14 protein-coding genes are annotated in these 18,417 nt (G+C 72.3%); 5 read left to right on the top strand and 9 right to left on the bottom strand.

All coding sequences use genetic code 11. The features are described from left to right. Window positions 1-3: 3 nt before the first annotated feature. The 4 genes from ACFY2Q_RS23640 to ACFY2Q_RS23625 all read right to left on the bottom strand — a co-directional run bounded on the left by ACFY2Q_RS23640 (window position 4) and on the right by ACFY2Q_RS23625 (window position 7,044). Window positions 4-1,221, bottom strand: coding sequence for an MFS transporter (locus ACFY2Q_RS23640; RefSeq protein WP_387133691.1), 1,218 nt, complete (start codon window positions 1,219-1,221; stop codon window positions 4-6). 334 nt (window positions 1,222-1,555) lie between these two features. Continuing rightward, window positions 1,556-2,806 carry a DUF222 domain-containing protein gene (locus ACFY2Q_RS23635; RefSeq protein WP_387133631.1) on the bottom strand — a complete coding sequence of 417 codons (1,251 nt, stop codon included), beginning with the start codon at window positions 2,804-2,806 and terminating at the stop codon, window positions 1,556-1,558. A 339-nt stretch (window positions 2,807-3,145) separates the two neighbouring features. Continuing rightward, entirely contained in the window at window positions 3,146-4,060 is a 915-nt protein-coding gene (locus ACFY2Q_RS23630) for a hypothetical protein (protein ID WP_387133630.1), read from the bottom strand. Window positions 4,061-4,434: 374 nt separating this feature from the next. Next, entirely contained in the window at window positions 4,435-7,044 is a 2,610-nt protein-coding gene (locus ACFY2Q_RS23625) for a glycoside hydrolase family 9 protein (protein WP_387133629.1), read from the bottom strand. Between the two features lie 251 nt (window positions 7,045-7,295). Here ACFY2Q_RS23625 and ACFY2Q_RS23620 point away from each other — a divergent pair, with 251 nt between their 5' ends. Further along, window positions 7,296-8,021 carry a PP2C family protein-serine/threonine phosphatase gene (locus tag ACFY2Q_RS23620; protein WP_387133627.1) on the top strand — a complete coding sequence of 242 codons (726 nt, stop codon included), beginning with the start codon at window positions 7,296-7,298 and terminating at the stop codon, window positions 8,019-8,021. 24 nt (window positions 8,022-8,045) lie between these two features. Here ACFY2Q_RS23620 and hrpB read toward each other — a convergent pair whose 3' ends face one another. The 3 genes from hrpB to ACFY2Q_RS23605 are packed head-to-tail and all read right to left on the bottom strand — an operon-like array spanning window position 8,046 to window position 11,678. Continuing rightward, a complete protein-coding gene (gene hrpB / locus ACFY2Q_RS23615; protein ID WP_387133626.1) occupies window positions 8,046-10,583 on the bottom strand; it encodes an ATP-dependent helicase HrpB in 2,538 nt (845 codons plus the stop codon). Between the two features lie 28 nt (window positions 10,584-10,611). After that, the gene (locus ACFY2Q_RS23610) at window positions 10,612-10,812 is read right to left on the bottom strand and encodes a DUF397 domain-containing protein (protein WP_387133624.1); all 201 of its coding nucleotides are present in this window, start codon (window positions 10,810-10,812) and stop codon (window positions 10,612-10,614) included. Window positions 10,813-10,853: 41 nt separating this feature from the next. Next, the gene (locus ACFY2Q_RS23605; RefSeq protein WP_387133690.1) at window positions 10,854-11,678 is read right to left on the bottom strand and encodes a helix-turn-helix domain-containing protein; all 825 of its coding nucleotides are present in this window, start codon (window positions 11,676-11,678) and stop codon (window positions 10,854-10,856) included. A gap of 184 nt (window positions 11,679-11,862) precedes the next feature. Between ACFY2Q_RS23605 and ACFY2Q_RS23600 the strand changes: the two genes are divergently transcribed. The 3 genes from ACFY2Q_RS23600 to ACFY2Q_RS23590 are packed head-to-tail and all read left to right on the top strand — an operon-like array spanning window position 11,863 to window position 14,703. After that, complete coding sequence (locus ACFY2Q_RS23600; RefSeq protein WP_387133622.1) at window positions 11,863-12,489, top strand: GPP34 family phosphoprotein; 627 nt, start codon at window positions 11,863-11,865, stop codon at window positions 12,487-12,489. Window positions 12,490-12,533: 44 nt separating this feature from the next. Beyond that, on the top strand, window positions 12,534-14,057 hold the full coding sequence (locus tag ACFY2Q_RS23595) for an APC family permease (RefSeq protein ID WP_387133621.1): 1,524 nt from the start codon (window positions 12,534-12,536) through the stop codon (window positions 14,055-14,057). A 55-nt stretch (window positions 14,058-14,112) separates the two neighbouring features. Then, on the top strand, window positions 14,113-14,703 hold the full coding sequence (locus ACFY2Q_RS23590; protein WP_387133620.1) for a GNAT family N-acetyltransferase: 591 nt from the start codon (window positions 14,113-14,115) through the stop codon (window positions 14,701-14,703). A gap of 103 nt (window positions 14,704-14,806) precedes the next feature. On the opposite strand, the gene ACFY2Q_RS23585 is transcribed toward ACFY2Q_RS23590, so the two are convergent. Then, on the bottom strand, window positions 14,807-15,640 hold the full coding sequence (locus ACFY2Q_RS23585) for a SigB/SigF/SigG family RNA polymerase sigma factor (protein WP_387133618.1): 834 nt from the start codon (window positions 15,638-15,640) through the stop codon (window positions 14,807-14,809). Window positions 15,641-16,019: 379 nt separating this feature from the next. On the opposite strand from ACFY2Q_RS23585, the gene ACFY2Q_RS23580 reads away from it, so the two are divergent. Beyond that, window positions 16,020-16,772 (top strand): hypothetical protein, encoded by a 753-nt coding sequence (locus ACFY2Q_RS23580; RefSeq protein WP_387133617.1) that lies wholly within the window; start codon window positions 16,020-16,022, stop codon window positions 16,770-16,772. On the opposite strand, the gene ACFY2Q_RS23575 is transcribed toward ACFY2Q_RS23580, so the two are convergent. Continuing rightward, window positions 16,721-18,310 carry a phospholipase D family protein gene (locus tag ACFY2Q_RS23575; protein ID WP_387133615.1) on the bottom strand — a complete coding sequence of 530 codons (1,590 nt, stop codon included), beginning with the start codon at window positions 18,308-18,310 and terminating at the stop codon, window positions 16,721-16,723. The two genes, ACFY2Q_RS23580 and ACFY2Q_RS23575, sit on opposite strands and share 52 nt — an antisense overlap. Window positions 18,311-18,417: the final 107 nt, after the last annotated feature.

The raw sequence follows: 18,417 nt of genomic DNA, 5'->3' as shown, positions 1-18,417 counted from the left end.
CTGCTACACCGCCGGGCGGGTGGCCAATGCCCACCTGGTCAGCGCGGGACTGGCCAGACCCACCACGGCGAAGAGCCCTCCGACGGCCAGCCAGCCGGGCACACCACCGTCGAGCACCACAAGCGTCAGCAGAGCCGGGGCGAGGGCGCGGGCCAGGCCGGCGAGCATTCCGTCCGCCCCCTGGTAGGCGCCGACCGCGTCCGGCGGAGCGAGATCGTAGGCGAGTCCCGCCCCGGCGGTGCCGTGCCACAGGTCGCCGACGGTGTAGACGACCGTGGCGACCAGTAGGAGCGCGACCGCCGCAGTGGTGGGCAGGCCTGCGGTGGTGGCGTACAGCAGCATCGCCGCGGCCAGCACCAGGCCGGCCCGGCGCATCTTCCGGGCGGCCGGAGCGGCGGAGTCCGCGCCCCGGCTCAGCCGCACCGCCAGCAGCACGGTGAGCACCGTGTTGGTCAGCAGCACCGCCGACACGACGGGCGGGGGCGCCCCGAGCAGGTTCACCGCCCAGAGTGGCACCACCAGCGTGAGCACCGTCTGATGGAGTGCGAGCAGCGCCGACGCGCCGCTCACCGCGAGGAAGCGGCCGTCGCGCAGCGGACGCGCGCGGCGGGGGACAGCGGTCGTCGACGGATGCGGGCGTGGGGCAAGGGCAGGCAGCCGCAACAGCAGCGCCGCCGACACCAGATAGGTGGTCGCGTTGCCGGCCACCAGGATCTGGTACGCCAGGTGCGTGTCAGCTACCAGCGCGAACCCGGCCAGCCCTGCCCCGATCGCGATGCCCAGGTTCGCCACCGCCCGCAGCGTGGCGAAGGCGTGCACCCGCCCCTGCGGGCCGGCGACGGCGGCGACCAGAGCGGCGCGGACCGCGAGGTTGCCGGAGGTCAGCAGCAGTTCGAGCACCGCGACGACCAGGAAGACCGGGAACGAGTCGACCAGCAGGTACGTTGCGGCAACCACCGCCTGGAGCACCTGCAGGACGACTCGCAGCGTACGCGGGTCGCGCCGGTCGGCCAGGCCGCCGAGCGGCACGCTGGCGGTCAGCCCGACAAGCCCTGCGACGCTGAGCCCGGTGCCCACCTGGACGGCGGAGAGCCCCACGTCCCGGGTGAGATAGAGAACCCCGCCGGTCAGCCAGAGTCCCGAACCGACGGTGTTCGCCAGCGTGGCGAGGGAAAGGGTGCGCAGTCGACCGGGCGGCGGCAGCGGCGAAACGGCCTGCATCCAACGCGTGGTGGGTACGGCCGATGAGACGTCGGCGACCCGCTGACCCCCGGTGTCTCGATCCACCGTGCCCCCGTTGACCATCATGATGCCGACGCTAGGCAGGCCAAGGAATGTTGGCGGTCCCGAATGACGCGAGGCCGGTCACACTGACCCCCTGGCCCGTTCCGGGGCGCGCGGGAGAACGGGACCATGCTCGCTGCGCGTTGCCGGCTCGCGCTGAGTTCTGGCTCGCGCTGAGTTTCGGCCCATTGTGATCTGCGGAGGTGGACGCGGCGCAGCGTCACGCTGGGCTGCGCGGTGGCCGGTCGTGGCTGGTGGACGGCTGTGGTGGTCACGTCCGGCGGTGGTAATGGTTGCGGCGGGGAAGCTGGTCGGGGTCGAGCCACGCTGGCGGCACGAATTCGGGGCGGCCGTCGCCGCGCAGCCGGACGGCCCAGTCGCCGCGATGGAGGTGCCGGTGGTGATGTGCGCAGACCAGCACCGCGTTCGCGAGGCTGGTGGTGCCACCGTCGGCCCAGTGCCGGATGTGGTGCGCGTCGCACCAGCGGGGCGGCCGGTCGCAGCCCGGGAAGGCACAGCCGCCGTCGCGCAGGACCAAGGCGCGTCGCAGGGGGCCGGTGACGAGCCGGCGTTGCCGGCCGACGTCGAGCGGTTGTCCCGCGCCGCCGAGGACGACGGGGAGGATCGCGGCGTCGCAGGCGAGCCGGCGGACCGTCTCGGAGGTGAGCCGGAGGCCCGTGTCCAGGGTGCCGGCGTGGAGCTGCCGGGTCAGCGCGTCGAAGCTGGCGGTGACGACGACCTGGGCGGGCTCGCCGCCGTGCTCGGGTAGTTCGCTGGTCCGCAGGGCGAGTCGGCAGACATCGGCGAGCGCGTCATGGCGGCGTTGCCCAGGGCTGCGTGGATCGTCTGGACCCGACGGTGCCATCAACGGATCGATCGCGGCGCGCAGCAGGCCGGCCGCCTCGGCGTCCAGGCGGCCGGTCAGGCGCACGTGACCATCGGGCAGCTCGGACAGGGTGACGTGACGGTCACGGGCGAACCGGTGAGCTTCGGCCTCCAGGGCGGCCTTGTCGGCGGCTTCTGCGACCTCCGGGGCAACGTGGTCGAGGATCCGGGTGCCCAGCTTGCGCAGCAGGGTCGGCTCGAACTGCCCGGCCCACTCGACCAGCACGCCGACGGCCTTGTCGGCGGCCTCCGCGCCAGCAGCGGCGTGCACCGTGCCGACCGTGTCGCCGATGACGCGGGCCTGCTCCACGCTGATATGCCCGTCGCCCAAGGCGGCCCGGACCCCGGGTGGCCCTGCATCCAGCGCTGCGGCGAGGTCGACCAGCCGACGTGCGGCCGCAACGGTGAGCCGCAGCCGGTCGCGCAGCCAGACCGCCGTGGACGACGCGCCCTGTGCCGCGGCGGTGCCCCGGCCGTCCAACTCACGCACCAGGGCCAGTTTCACGGCCGCCAGGCGCTGCTCAACACGGTATGTGGCGTCGAGCGCCGCGACGAGGTCGTGCTCACCAAGTGCCCACGGTGCCGCGTCGACGCACACGGCGGCTGCCGCCTCCGCCTGCGCCAACTCCTCCATCACCCACTCAAATTAGAACAGGAGTACGACATTTTGGCGGCCTGATGAGCGGGCTGCGCTCTGTCGTCATCGAGACGCGCAGGGCCAGGCCGATGGCAGGTCGACGTCTTGCCGATTGCCCGGCGAACAGTGCGTCGACCTCGTTGGGCACCGGACGGCGTTGGACGTTTTCCGCAGCTGTGGTGCGTTGCGGAATAGCCGGCTATTCGCTGGGCCCTCCGGTCCGAGGGTGGCGGTGGGCGTCCGGTGAACACCCTCAGCGGTGGGCGTCCGGTGAACAGGTGTTCGCTGGACGCTCACCCCGAGGGTGGAGGTATTGGACTCGCTGGTCGTCGCCCAAGCTCAGCGGTCCGCATGCTGGGCGAGGCGCTCGGTGGCGAGGCAGGACACGAGGCAGCGTTCCTTGGCGTCGCCGGTGAGCTGGGCGGTCCAGTCAGTGAGGCCACCGTCGCCGATCTCCAGGCTGCCACCCTGGACGGTGATCCGGATGGCGCAGCCCCGGTAGTAGCCGCGGCCCCGTTCCCGCTCCGGCTCGTCCACCAGCGGCACCGGGCCACCGTCGAGTGCCGGGCGGACCGTGTCGTCCAGTCGCTGCCGGACTGTCTGGTCGTCGAAGACCGTGACGTGCAGCTGGGGCGCGCTTGCCGAGGCCAGCTCGGCGAGGACGGTCCGCCAGTAGGTGAGATGGCGGATCAGCAGCCGGGCCTCGGTGTTACCCGAGCCGGCGTCCCGGGCGCTGGACACCAGGGCGAAGAGCCGGAAGTGCGCCGACCAGTCGCCGCCGAAGTGCTGCGCCCGCAGCACCCGGTGGGCGGCAGCAAGGTGCACCTCGCTGCTCCGACGACGGCGTACGGCCGCCTCGATCGCGAGGGCGTTGGTGGGATCGCTCAGCACCTCGCTGGCGCGCATCGTGGTGACGATCCGGTTCTGGCTGACCGGCGCGACCCCCGAGCAGGTGCCCATCGGTACGACCGGCGACAGCTCCAATCCCGAGACGTCGGCCGGCAGCAGCTGCCACAGGCGTGCCTCGATCTGTGCGAGCGCGCGTGGGTCGGCGCGGGCCGGGCGGACGAAGCGGTCCTCGTGCCAGCGGCGCACCACGTCGGACGGCCGCACGGTGGCCGCGCGGTCGCGGGCCACGGTCAGCAGCAGGGTACGCAGATCCGTGGCGGGTAGGTCCGCCAATGCCGATCGTGTGCCCGCTGGCATCGCCGTCCACACCCGACGCTCCGTGTCGGTCAGCTCGTCACCACCCATGGCCTTCACCATGGCTCAGGCGGCGCGCCGGATCCACCGGGTTTGGTGCGTGTGCAGTGAATCGTTTACGTCATCAGCTCGAAAGCATCCGCCAGCCAAAGCGCCGACCGCCCCCGCCCAGGATCTGGGACAACGCGACCGTGACGGGAAACGCAATCGGTCAGGAGGGCCTCCGGACCTTTCGGCCAGATCTCGGTCTCGTGGTCGGGTTGGAGCGCCGACCCGCCGTCGACCCGCCGTCGACCCGCCGCCGACCCGCCGTCGACCCGCCGTCGACCCGCCTCGGCGAGCCGGAGTCGTTCGGCGACGAGGAACGGCTGGGCTGGTGGCCGCCCGAGGAAGGGCGGCCACCAGCCGTACCGATCAGGTCAGGGTCAGCTCAGCGAGCAGGCCGACCCGTTGACCGTGACCAGGCCCGGGTCGGGGTTGGCCCCGCCCGCGGTGGTCGCGTTGAAGCCGAACATCACAGTGCCGCCGGGGGCGATCCGGGCGTTGTACGACTCGTTTTTCGCTGTCACCGTCGCGCCGGCCTGGGTGACCTTGGCCATCCACGCCTCACGGACGCGCTGGTCGCCGGTGAACGCGAACCCCACGCTCCAGCCGTTGACGGCAGTGCTGCCGGTGTTGGTGATGGTCAGCTGGGCCGTGAAGCCGGTGCCGCCCTGCCAGGAGCCGTAGTTGTCGTAGCGCACCGAACAGGTGGTTGCCGGCACTGCGCCGGAGTCACCCTGGTCGGCCAGGAACGAGGAGATCCACGTCAGCGCCGAGTTCCAGTTGATCGCCACCTCGTTCGTGGAGTACGAGTTGATGTCGTCGACGTAGCAGAACATCGGGGCGCAGCCGGCGAGCAACTTCGCCACGAACGGGTCCTGGAGTGCGGCGTTCGGGCCACCGGCGAGGGAGCCGGCGGGCGGGCGGGGCATGCTCGGGTCGAGTTGGTGGCCGAAGATCCGGCTGTGCTGGTTCTGGGCGGCGTGCTCGCCCCAGCCGGTGACGTAGGAGATGTTCAGGGCGTTGCGGCCGAAGATGTAGTCCATCGTCTGCACGGCGCCGTCGCGGTAGGCGGGGTTGCGGGTCAGGTCGAACGCGGTGGCGAGCACCACGGCGTTGTTGATGACGTTGCTGTTGCCACCCCAGAAGTAGCTGTTGGCGTCACCGGGCATCGGCAGCCCGTACGCCTGCCGGCGCAGTTCGGCGAGGTACGCGTCGGCGGCCGAGGTGACCGAGGCGCGGACCCGGGTCAGGTCGGCGGCGGGCAGCCCGTTGGGCACGGTGGCCAGGTCGAGGCGGCCCAGCGCGGCGACGCTCTGCCAGCCGAAGCCACGCGGGTCGAACACGTCGCCGGTGTGGTGCGGCGAGGCGGTCAGGTCGGTCAGGTAGGTCTGCGCCCCGGTGGTGAGGTACAGCTCGGCCGCCGCCCAGTAGAACTCGTCGGTGACGTTGCTGTCGTCGTACGCGCCGCCGCCCGTGCCGTCGGTCGGGCTGGCGTACACCGCAGGGTGTGCCTTGGCCGCGCTGTAGGCCGTCTTCGCGGCAGTGCCGCAGCGGGTCGCGAACGCCGCGTCGTAGGGGGCGAAGAGCCGTGCGCACTGGGCGGCGGTGGCGGCGAGGTTGAGGGTGGCCGCGGTCGACGGCGCATGCAGCTCGCGCGGCTGCGGGTCGTCCTCCGGGGCGAGCGGCAGGCCCGTCCAGTTCCGGTCGTGGATCTTGTGGTGGACCATTCCGGCGAACGGCTTTCCGGCGGGGACCTGCATGCGCAGCAGGAACTCCAGCTCCCAGCGGGCCTCGTCGAGGATGTCCGGTACGGCGTTGCCGCGCTCGGGCACCCGCAGCGTGCTGTCGGCCAGCCCGGCGCCGCCGGCCGCGGTGGCTGCCGTCTTGGTCCGCTCGAAGGTGCTCAGCAGCTGGTAGGTGGCGATGCCGCCGTTGACCACGTACTTGCCGTGGTCGCCGGCGTCGTACCAGCCGCCGCGCACGTCAAGCGAGTAGTCGCAGACGCCCGGCTGGCACGGCACGTTTGTGTCGCCCTGGTTGGGTGCCACGCCGAGGTGGCCGGCGGGGCGGGCGTACTCGTCGCCGATCAGGTCGCCGTCGATGGCGATGCCGCTGCGCTGGGCGTAGAAGAACTGCAGCGAGTCGGAGCGCAGTTGGTCGTAGAGGGTGCCGGAGATGTCGAACGGGTGGCTGGTCTCGCCGTCCACGGTCAGGGTCAGGCCGCTGCCGGGGGTGCGGTAGCTGGAGAAGTCGAGGGTCTGCACGTTCTGCCCGGAGGCGGCGTCCACGCCCCGCGCGGTGGTGGTGCCGCTTGCCAGGACGGTGCCGGTGGCCGAGCGCAGCTGCCAGGGCAGCGGCCCGGTGGCGTCGGTGACGACTGTGGCATTCTTTGGCCCGCCGGGCAGGTAGCCGACCTGGTTGACACGCACCCGTGGCCCGGTGTCCGGCACGTACGGCTCGGGCGGTTCGCCGCCGCGCAGCGACACGTCGTCGAGGCAGATGGTCTGCGTCTGGGGGCTGCCGCCGACCTGGAAGATCAGCTGCGCGTTGGGGTTGTCGTCCGGGACGGTGAAGGTCTGCTCGAAGCGCTGGGCGGTGCCGGTGGCGGCGGCGTCCACGGCGGCGTACGTGGTGTAGGGGGCGCTGCCGAGCTGGAGCACCGCCTTGACGGCGGTGCCGGGAGTGGCGGAGATGTCGAAGCCGAGGGTGTATTCGGCGCCGGCGACAAGCGGCACGCCGTCCTGGCCGATGCCGGCGTCCCACGGGTTGGCAAGGCCACCGTCGACGGTCGTGCAGAGCCGGCCGTCGGTCACCGCGAGCGGGCCGGTGCCGTAGGAGAACCAGGGGCTCACGCCGGCGCTGAAGTCGCCGTTGTCGATCTGCTCGGGGGCGTCCGGGGGCGGGTCGGCGTGGGCCGAGCCGGCGCCCGCGCCGACGAGGGCCAAGGTGGTCGCCGCGGCCAGCAGGAGGCGGCGTCGGGATGGCGTCACGGGGTAGTCCTTCCGGGACGGGAAGTGAGGCAGGTGGTGGTGGCGATACCTGGGAGCGCTCCCAGGTGTCGGCTCGATGTTTCCAGTGGCCGCACCTCCTGTCAATTGATCCGACTGGATGGGTTGTGGCGTACGACGAGGGCGGGGTCGGCGCGACACGACGGCGCGTGAACGTGAGATTCACCGCGCCACGCGCCGTCGTCCTGATCTCCTAGAGACAACTGCGCCCTTCGCCTGGCAGGCTGCCTCCCATGACCCTGAAGCTGCGTTCCGTGGGAACGAGCGACCGTGGGCTGATCCGCAGCGGAAACCAGGACGCCCTGCACGCCGGCACCTGGCTCGTCGCCGTCGCCGACGGCATGGGCGGAATGGCAGCCGGCGACCTGGCCAGCGCGCTCACCATCGACGCGGTCGCTCCGCTGGACGTGGAGACACCCGAGGACGCTCTGGTGGCCGCGCTGGAGGGCGGCATCGCGCTCGCCACAGCCCGGATCCGGGCGGCGGTCGCCGAGGACCCGGAGCGCCAGGGCATGGGCACCACGCTTACCGCCCTGCTCTTCGCGCGTACCGGCACCTGCCTGGCACTCGCCCATGTCGGCGACTCGCGGGCCTACCTGTTCCGCGAGGGTGTGCTCAAGCAGGTCACCCGCGACGACACATTCGTCCAGATGCTCGTCGACCAGGGTGTGATCACCGCGGACCAGGCCAGCAGCCACCCGCGCCGGGCGGTCGTCACCCAGGCATTGCAGGGTGAGGACGTCTCACCGTCGTACGCGACGATGGTGCCCCGGGCCGGCGACCGGTGGCTGCTGTGCAGCGACGGCCTATCCAACGTCGTCCGCCCGGACACCCTGGCGGAGGTGCTCACCACCTACCCGGACCGGGCCGCCTGCGCCGGCAAGCTGATCGACCTGGCGCTGCACGCGGGCGGGCCGGACAACGTCACGGTGGTGGTGGCCGACGTGGTCGAGGAATAGCCGGGCTGTCAGCGCAGCCTGCCGTCAGCGCCGCCGGGGCGCGGCGCGGCGGGTGGGCGTCGCGGTGCCCGGGTCCTCCGGCCACGGGTGGCGGGGGTAGCGCCCCCGCAACTCCGCGCGGACCTGCGGGTAGCCGGTGCGCCAGAACGACGCCAGGTCGGCGGTGACCGCCACCGGCCGGCCGGCGGGGGAGAGCAGGTGCAGCAGCACCGGCACCCGGCCGTCGACGATGCGGGGCGCCGCCGGCCAGCCGAAGGTCTCCTGGAGCTTCACCGCCAGCACCGGCGCTGCCGGATCGGCGTAGTCCAGCCGGATCCGTGAACCACTTGGCACCTCGATGCGCTCCGGTGCCAGCTCGTCCAGCCGGGCGGCCAGCGCCCACGGCAGCAGTCGGCGCAGCGCCGAGGTCACGTCGATCCGACCCAGGTCGGCGCGTCGCCGGGCGGCGGCCAGTTCCGGGCCGAGCCAGGTCGGCGCGGCGGCCAGCAGCGCCTCGTCGCCGACGTCCGGCCACTCGCCGCCGAGGTGGTGGCGGCAGAACGCCATCCGCTCGCGCACCGCCCGCGCCGCAGGCGTCCAGGACAGCAGGCCCACCCCTTCCTGACGCAGGCCGGTCAGCAGCGCCTCCGCCACCTGTGTCCGGTCTGGGCGATCCAGCCGCCGCGCCTGAAGCTCGATCGCGCCGAGCCGGGTCACCTCCCGGGCCACCACGTCCCCGTCGGCCCAGCCGACCTCCCGGCGCGTGGACAGCAGCGGGCCGGCGGCCTCACGGGCGGTCGCCTCGTCCAGCGGGGTCGCCCGGCGGATCCGCGCCGAGGGCGCGCCGGGGGTGCGGTCCGCGACGGCGACCGCGAGCCAGTCGGAACCGGTCAACCCCGACCCGACCGCCAGCTCCGCGGCGGTGCCACCCGTCATGAGGTACGCCGACCCGCCCGGCCGCCGCACCCGCGCCAACCGCTCGGGGTACGCGAGACCGACGAGCAGCCCGGCAGCGAGATCGTCGGTGAGCCCCGCCGAGCCGGCGCGTCCGTGCGGTGGCGAGCCGGCGGGCAGCGCGGCCCGCAACCGGCGTACCTCGGTGCGCCAGCGGGCCGTGGCTCCCGCGTCCACTCCTGTGCGCAGCCGTCGCCAGCCGGCCACCAGGTCGTCGGTCGGGCCTGCCGCGCTCTCCTCGGCGAGCAGGGCCACCACCTCGGCGGCCCGGTCCGCGCCGACCCGACCGGCGCCGTCGAGCAGCGCCCGGGCCAGCCGTGGGTGCGCTCCGGCGGCGGCGATCGCCCGTCCCCGCGCGGTGATCCGACCGTCCGCTCCGACGGCGCCCAACGTCTCCAGCGTGTCCCGGGCCACCGTCATGGCGGCGGCCGGCGGCGGGTCGGGCAGTGCGAGCCCGACGCCGTCCGGCCGGCCCCAGGCGGCCAGCTCCAGGGCGAAACCGGTCAGGTCGGCGGTGGCGATCTCCGGCTCCGGCCGGGCCGGCAGCCGCTCGTGGGTGGCCTCGGACCAGCAGCGGTAGACGTACCCGGGCGCCTCCCGGCCGGCCCGCCCGGCGCGCTGGGTGGCGGCGGCCCGGGAGACCGGCACGGTGACCAGCGCGCCCAGCCCGCGGGCCAGGTCGACGCGTGGCACCCGGGACAGTCCCGCGTCCACGACCACCCGCACGCCCGGCACGGTGAGGCTGGTCTCGGCCAGCGCGGTGGCCAGCACCACGCGCCGCCGGTCGTCGGTCGCGCCGGCTCGGGGGCGCAGGGCAGCGTCCTGCTCGGCGGCGCGCTGACGGCCGTGCAGTGGCAACAGCGCGACGGTGTCCCGCAGGTCGGCGAGTCGGCCGGTGATCGCGGCGATCTCACCGGCGCCCGGCAGGAAGACAAGGATGTCACCGTCCTGTTCGCGCAGTGCCCGCCGAACGGTGGCCGCCACGTGATCGAGCAGCGCGCGGTCCACCGGCCCGGCTCCGGGCGGCGCGATCCGCCGGGACGGCGGCGCCCAGATCCGCCGCACCGGGTGCAGCGCCGACTCGGCCCGCACCACCGGGGCGGCGTCGGCCCCGCCGAGCAGGGCGGCGAACCGGTCGGTGTCCGGCGTGGCGGACATGGCGAGGAGCCACAGGTCCGGCCGGAGGGTGGCCCGCGCCTCCACGGTGAAGGCCAATGCGAGGTCGGCGTCGAGTTGCCGCTCGTGGCACTCGTCGAGCAGCACGGCGCCGGTGCCCGGAAGCTCCGGATCGTGGTGCAGCCGACGGACCAGCAGACCGGTGGTGACCACCTCGATCCGGGTGGCCGGGCCGACCCGGCGCTCGCCGCGTACCGCGTAGCCGACGCGTTCACCGACGCGCTCACCGAGCAGCTCGGCCATCCGCCGGGCCGCGGCGCGTGCCGCCACCCGGCGGGGCTGCGCGATCACCACCCGACCGTCGACCCGGTCGGCCACGGCAAGCGGGGCGAGGGTGGTCTTGCCGGTACCCGGCGGGGCCACCAGGACCGCGGCGCCGGCAGCATCGAGCGCGGCCGTCAGCGCCGGCAGCGCCGGGCGTACCGGCAGGTCCAGGGTTACGTCGGAGAGCACGGCACAGTCTCGCACCGGCTCGCGGGGCTCAGCCCCGGTGGACCTCGCCGAGGCCCCGCAGGAAGAGACGCCAGGCCGTCGGATCGAAGGCGAGCACCGGGCCGGAGCGGTCCTTGCTGTCCCGGACGGCGACCTGACCGTCGGCTGTCGCGACCTCCACGCAGTTGCCGTTGCCGCTGCTGCGCGTGCTGGTGCGCCAGTCCGCTCGGGTCAGGTCGAGCGCCGTCATCCGCGATACCTCTCATCTGTGTCGGCGTGCCACAGATGCGGTCACGCAAAGTTACGAGCAGCATCCTCGATGCGGGTCATCGACGCCCCCGGATCGAGTGCCATCCGGCACAGCTCCTCGTGCAGAAGGCTATACCCGAGCACATGATCGGCCTCTTCCAGCGCCAGTCCCACCGTGAGGTTATCCAGGTAAACCACTGACGCGTCGGCGGCGTCGGCGAAATTGAGGATCACATACGGTGTGCTCATCGCCGGGTGCACACCAGCCGCGAACGGAAGTACCTGCACCCTCACGTTGGGTAGCTGCGCGATGCGCGTCAGGTGCGCCAGTTGCTCGGCCATCACGAGAGGGCCACCGACCGGGCGCAACAGCACCGCCTCATTGAGCACCACCGAGAGTTGGGCTGGCTCGTCGCGGCGGAGCACCCCCTGCCGGTGTAGTCGGGCCGCGACCTTGCGCTCCAGCCCCTCCTCGCCCGCGGTGCGTCGGAAGATCGCCCGGGCGTACGCCTCGGTCTGCAACAGCCCTGGCACCGACTCGGCCTCGTACGTGCGCAGCGCCGCCGCCTCGGCCTCCAGCCCGACGTAGAACTCGAACCACTCGGGCAGCACGTCGCTGTAGTTCTGCCACCAGCCACGCTGCTGCGCGCCCCGGGCGATCTCAATCAGCACCTCGGCGTCCGCGCCGGTGACCGAGTAGAGCGCGAGCGCCGCCCGGACGTCGCGCGGCTTGATGCCGATCTGCGCATTCTCGATCCGGGAGAGATTGCTCTTGGACATGTCGAGTTGGCGGGCTGCCACATCGAGGGTCATGCCCGCGCGCTCGCGGAGCTGGCGGAGCTCCCGAGCGATGCGCCGACGGCGCACGGTCGGGCTGGCGGCGGGCCGGAGGCTGCGGGAGGCGGTCACCCTCCGAGTCTGACACGACAAGATCCGCAGGTCGCAGGTGCACGGAGTGCAACTTTCAGATCTGGGAGTTGCATTGCAGTAGCGGTGGGTGCATCCTTTCCCGGTCGCGATCACTGTGGACACACTCTGTGCGGGAGGACCGTTGCTCATCGCCGACGAGTTCTTCCTCATCGCTCACAACGACAGTCGCGGCAAGGCCAAACTCCACCCGGCGGCGACCGGCCTCGGTCTGGCCGGTGGACTGCTCGGTGAGCTGATCCTTTACGGACACATCACCGTCTCGGGCGGGCAGGTCGCCGTCCTCGACCGACGCCCACCGGCCGACGCGCTGGCACACACAGTGCTCGACCAGCTCATCGGCGAGTCCCAGCACCACGCGGTCACCACCTGGCTCAGCTTCCTGGCCCAGAGCGCGACGACATCGGTCGGCGAGCGGCTGGCCCGGGCCGGCGTGCTGCGGCGCCAGGAGAGTCGCCGGCTGCTGCGTACCTCGGTCAGCTATCTGCCGATCGACCTCAACGCCGTAGCGTGGCCGGCCACCCGGCTGCGGGCCCTGCTGGACCGGCCGGACCCGCCGAGCGTGCCGGACGCGCTGCTGCTCGGCCTGGTCGTGGCCGCCGGGTTGACCCGCGAGGTGCTGTGGAGCGCCGGCCCGCGCGCTCACCACCGCCTGAACGTCCTCATCCCCGCGCTGCCGCCACCGCTGAAGGAACTCGTCGGCCACACCGAGGCAGCCGTCGGCGCCGCCGTGCTGCGCGGCGTGCCATAACCCCCCGGTAATCCCCAACCCCTCTCGACAACTGGAGTAGTCGTATGCCCTCGACATCGACAGTCGACAGACCCAGCAATGTCTCGGAAGCCCTCGCCCGGGGCCGCCTCGGCATCCCGTCGGTCATCTTCTTCGTTCTCTCCGCCGCCGCGCCGCTGACAGTGGTGGCCGGTGTCGTCACCACCGGCTACGGCGTCATCGGCGTGACAGGAATCCCGCTGGCGTTCCTGGTGGTCGCCGCGGTGCTCGCCCTGTTCTCGGTGGGCTACGTGGCGATGTCCCGCCGGGTGGAGAACGCCGGCGCGTTCTACGCCTACATCTCTCGTGGCCTCGGCCGCCCGGCCGGCGTGGGGGCGGCCTGGATGGCACTTGTGGCGTACAACGCGCTCCAGGTGGGGCTCTACGGCACCATCGGCATCGCCGCCGAGCCCGTGCTCGACCGGATCTTCGGCGGGCACCCGCACTGGTCGATCGTCGCCCTTGTGGCGTGGGCGCTTGTCGGTCTGCTCGGTCTGCTCCGCGTGGACATCAACGGCATGGTGCTGGCGGCGCTGCTGGTCGCCGAGATCGTGGTCGTCCTGATCTTCGACCTGGGCCAGCTCGGCAACCCTGCCGGCGGCGAGGTCAGCTTCGCCGGGTTCTCGCCGGACAACCTCTTCGTGCCCGGGGTCGGCGCGGTTCTCGTGCTGGCCATCCTCGGCTTCGTCGGTTTCGAGTCCGCGGTGGTGTTCAGCGAGGAGAGCAAGGACCCGAAGCGGACGGTGCCGCTGGCCACGTACCTCTCGGTGGGCATCGTCGCCGTGCTGTACGCCCTCTCCTCCTGGACCATGACCGTCGCGGTCGGGTCGGACCGGATCGTCGCCGAGGCCGGCGAGCAGAGCGTCGGGCTGATCTTCAACCTGGCCGCCGCGCAGCTGGGAGACACGGCGGTCACCATCGGCCAGGTGCTCTTCCTGACCTCGGTGCTGGCCGCGATGATCTCTTTCCACAACACCACGGCCCGCTACACGTTCGCGCTGGGTCGGGAGCGGGTGCTGCCGGCGGTGTTCGGGCGAACCTCGCCGCGCAGCGGCGCTCCCCGTGCCGCCTCGCTGGCGCAGAGCGTCCTCGGCCTGCTTGTCATCCTGCTGTACGCCGTCAACGGCTGGGATCCAGTGGTCAAGTTGTTCTTCTGGGTCGGCACCAGCGGCGGCTTCGGTGTGCTGCTGTTGATCGCCACCACCTCGGTGGCGGTGATCGCCTACTTCGCCCGCTCCGGCGGTGACGAGACGTTGTGGCGGCGGGCCATCGCACCCGGTCTGGCCACCATCGCGCTCGTCGTGATCATCTGGCTGGCCGTGTCGAACTTCGCCAACCTGCTCGGCGTCGCGCCGGACTCCAGCCTGCGCTGGATGCTGCCCGCCGTCTACCCGGTGGCTGCCGCGCTGGGCATCGGGTGGGCGCTGCTGCTGCGCCGCAACCGTCCGGACACGTACGCGAGGATCGGCCTCGGCGCGGCGAGCGCCGCCGCTGCCGTGCGGCCGGCGGAGCAGCCACCGGCGCCGGCCAGTGCGGAGACGTCTCGGTGAGCGCGAGGAGTGAGCCGGGGTTGCGAGCCCCGCAGCGCGAACGGAAGGTGATTCGATGAGCGCGGACATCGACCGGCTCGGGCCCGAGGACACGGCGCTGGTGGCCGGTCGGATCGCCGGGGCGTTCACCGCGCTGAGGGTGACCCGGTGGCTGGTGCCGGACGCGAGTAAGCGTGAGGCCGTGCTGGCCGGGGACTTCGAGATCATCGTCGATCACGCGATGCGGCACGGCCTGGTGTTCGGCACCGCGGACCGGTCTGCCGTCGCGGTGTGGCTGCCGTCGGTCGGTGAGCCGACCCCGCCGCCGCCGGACTACGACGCCCGGCTGGCCGCCGCCTGCGGCGAGTGGACCGACCGTTTTCAGCATCTCGACGAGCTGTTCGCGGCGAGCCACCCGCATGGCGACCATCACCACCTGGCCTTCCTGGCGGTCGAGCCGGCGCGGCAGGGGCAGGGGTTGGGCACCGCCCTGCTGGAGCACCACCACGCCTGGCTGGACGCCAATGACATGCCGGCGTACCTGGAGGCGAGCGACCCCCGCAGCCGGGACCTGTACGCCCGGCACGGTTATCGGGCCGGCGAGCCGTTCCGGGTGCCGGACGGCACGCCGTTCTGGCCGATGTGGCGGGAGCCGGCGGGGCGCTGACGAAACCGGCCGGGCCGCTGCCCATGGGCAGTGACCCGGCCGGTACGCCGAGGTCAACGCGTGAGGGCCGGGTCCGTGGACCCGGCCCTCACGTGTGAACCGATCAGTACGTGCCGTCGAGCTGGCCGCGCAGCTTGGTCAGCGCCCGGGCCAGCAGCCGGGAGACGTGCATCTGCGAGACACCGATCTGGTCGGCGATCTGCGACTGGGTCAGGTTGCCGTAGAACCGCAGGGTGAGGATCTTCTGCTCCCGCTCGTCGAGCGTGGCAAGCGCGGGGCCGAGAGCGACACGCAGCTCGGCCAGCTCGAACTCGCTGTCCTCGCCGCCGAGCATGTCGCCCAGCTCGGTGGCCCGTTCGCCGTCGCCGGTCGGGGTGGACAGCGACACCGCGTTGTAGGCCCGAGCGCCTTCCAGGCCTTCCAGGACCTCTTCCTCGGTGAGCTTGAGGTGGGCGGCGATGTCGGCGACTGTCGGGGAGCGGCCGAGGGTCTGCAGAAGCGAGCTGTTGGCGTCGGAGATGGCCAGCCGCAGCTCCTGGAGGCGACGCGGCACCCGGATGTCCCACGTGCGGTCGCGGAAGTGTCGCTTCAGCTCACCGATGATCGTGGGGATGGCGTACCCCGCGAAGTCGACGCCGCGGGACGGGTCGAACTTGTCGATGGCCTTGATCAGGCCGACGGCGGCGGTCTGCGCCAGGTCGTCGGTCGGCTCGCCCCGCCCGCTGTAGCGGTGGGCGAGGTGGTTGGCCAGAGGCAGCCAGGCCTCGATGGCCCGGTCCCGCAGAGCGGCGCGCGACGGGTGGTTGGCGGGCAGCGCGGCCATGGCGTTGAGCAGGTCGGCGGCGCTGTCGGTGAGGGCGCGCGGGTCGAGCTTGGTGGTGGTCTTCTGCTCGGCAGCGGTGGTGCTCGTCTGCTCGGTGATCGTTGGCGCGGTCATGGGTGGTCCTCCCTGCACCTCGTCCGCGGATAAAAAGACGTGACGCTTTGGTTTAGCTTCAATGGGCCGTTCGGGACTCACCTTAGCCTGATCGGCTGTTGGAAATCTAGCCGAAAGGTTGATGCACTTAAGGTGTGTCGTGCTACAAAACGGGCCAAAAGGGGGCAGCGATCGGGAGGGTCGTGGGGTGACTTACCCGATCTTCGGGTGATCCCTCGGCAGCCGGCCGTCCCGTTTGGTCCCGTCCGGCCGGTTGATGGGAGCTGACCGGGCGGTCAACATGAAACCCGACATTCGGCTAGCACTGTCGCCTATCTGTCGTTGTCCCGTCGGCGGGACTGCCCGTAGCTTCGGTGTACATACCCGGTTCGGAGGCACCGTGCTCGATCCAGCCGCTCCCCAACTCGTCGTGAACAGTCGCACGCTCTTCTTCAGCTGGTTGCCTGCCGATCCGGACGCGGTCGCCGCCCTGGTCCCGGCCGGGCTGCGCCCGCGCCCGGATCGGCAGGTGTTCCTCAACCAGTACGTCGTCGACGACGAGACGCAGACCTCCGGCTTCGGCGCCTACTCGCTTACCTACCTCGGTGTCTCGCTCGTCGGCGTCGACGCCCCCGGCGGGATCAGCCCGGGTGGCTGGTGGACGCACTATGTGGCGTCCAGCCGGATGGTCGGCGAATACGCCGCCGCCCGTGGCGCTCCGGTGCTCGCCGGCGGGACCCGGATCGAGGTGGACGGCGAGAACCTGTTCTCCGAGACGGAGGTCGACGGGACGCCGCTGCTCCGGGCCCGCTGCCGCGTGGGGGAGACCGGCCACCTGATCAGCAGTGGGCACCACCGCTACTTCACCCGCCGCGACGGTGAACTCCTCAGCTCGGTCTACCCGTACGTGGCGGAGCCGGTCGCGCCCTTCGAGGTCGAGTCGGTGGAGTTCCTGCCCGGGCACCCCATGTACGCGCTGCGCCCGGCCAACCCGCTGATCATCGGCTTCGGCTACTACTCGCCGCGCTCATCGTTCGCCTACCCCGGCGGGTTCACCGTGTATCCCGGTGGGGCCGCCATTGCCGATCCGGCGCGGCAGGGTCACCAGGTGCCGGCGAGTCTGGCCCGCAGTGGCCGGCCGTCGGGGTCGTAGACCAACCGGTAAACAGGCAACGCCCAGGCCCGGGTATACCAGGGCAGCCGCTCGGGGCGGTGCGGGCGCAGCCGGCCGGGCGGCCGTTCGCCGACCTGACCGCCGTCGTACCACAGTTGCAGCGCGTCGGCAGCGGCCGTGACGGCCGCGACGGCGGTCGCCGGGTCGAGCAGGTCGTCGTCGTCCGCGCCGGCCGGGTCGCGGTCCAGGTGCTCGCGCCAGAGTCGCAGCCGGAGGTCCCGGGCGAAGACCCGCGCGCCGTCGCCCTGACCAGACGGGTCGGTGGGCTCCCGCCGGTCGCGGGTGTCGTCGAGCACCGCGCAGGACAACTCGCTGTCGTGCGTCCAGGACCGGCGGTTGAAGTTGTCGCTGCCCACGCTGGCCCAGACGTCGTCGACCACGCAGACCTTCGCGTGGACGTAGACCGGGTCGCCGGCGTGGTTCTCCACGTCGAACACGTGCACCCGGTCCGGTGCGGCGCGCTCGCACAGCGACAGCGCCTGCTCGCGGCCGACCATGTTCGGTGGCAGCGCCAGCCTGCCGTCCACGTCCGGGTGCCGGGGCACCACGGCGACCAGGTGCAGCTCGGGATTGTCCCGCAGAGCGTTGGCGAACAGGTCCGCCACCTCGGTCGACCAGAGGTACTGGTCTTCCAGGTAGATGAGCCGGCGTGCGCGGTGCACCGCCTTCGTGTAACCGCGGGCGACGGTGCGCTCGCCGTCGGGCGCGAAGGAGTAGCGCGGCCGAACGGCCGGGTAGGTGCGCAGCACCTGGATCTGGTGCGGCCCGCATTCCGGCGGGTCGGCGGGCTGCTCGGGCAGCGGGTCCGGGCGCAGGTCCGCGCCGCGCAGCCGGTCCCGCACGTACGCCATCGGGTTCTCCGAGTCCAGCGGCATCGGGTCGGTCCAGCGCTCCCGGAACAGGGTGTCCAGCGCGCCGACCACCGGGCCGCGCACCGCGAGCTGCACGTCGTGCCAGGGCGGGTGGGGGCCGTACCGGGGGGACATCTGCACCGGCTGCGGATCGCCGTGGTGTGCCGCGTCGTCGCGGCGGCTGTGACACAGGTCGACACCACCGGCGAACGCGATGTCGCGCTCCGGGGCGCCCAGGTGCCGCAGCACCACGAGCTTCTGGTGGTGCGAGCCGCCACGGCGGACCCGCTGGTCGAGCAGCACCTCGCCGCCGGCAGCGGAGATCGTCTCGCTGAGGTCGCGGTTCTCTGCCTCGCTGTAGGCGAGCGTGTCGAGGTGTGACCGCCAGATCAGCCCCTTGACCACCACGCCCCGCTGGGCGGCCCGGGCGAAGAGCTGGGCCACCGTCGGGCCGTCCGGGCGCAGGAGTTGGTCCGGGTCGCCCCGCCAGTCGGTGAAGAACAGGTGGTCGCCGGCGGTAAGCGCCTGGACCTCGTCGACCAGCCGGTCGAAGTACGCCGCGCCGTGAATCAACGGCTCGGCGAGGTTTCCCCTGGTCCAGACGGGTAACCCAGAGACCGGGTTGGCGCGTTCCTGCGCGGTGAGGAACCAGTCCCGCAACGGCACGATCCAGCCCTCCCGAGGTCGACAACGTCCTCACGGTAGGACCGCGGCCGTGCATACGCACGTCAGGCCGACCTGACCGGTCGGACCGCCGCCATCCGTTCGACGCG

It is taken from the genome of Micromonospora sp. NPDC000316, from assembly GCF_042898885.1.
Taxonomy (GTDB): Bacteria; Actinomycetota; Actinomycetes; order Mycobacteriales; family Micromonosporaceae; genus Micromonospora.
The sequence above is the reverse complement of the archived record's forward strand: the minus strand, read 5'-3'. Positions and strand labels throughout refer to the sequence as shown.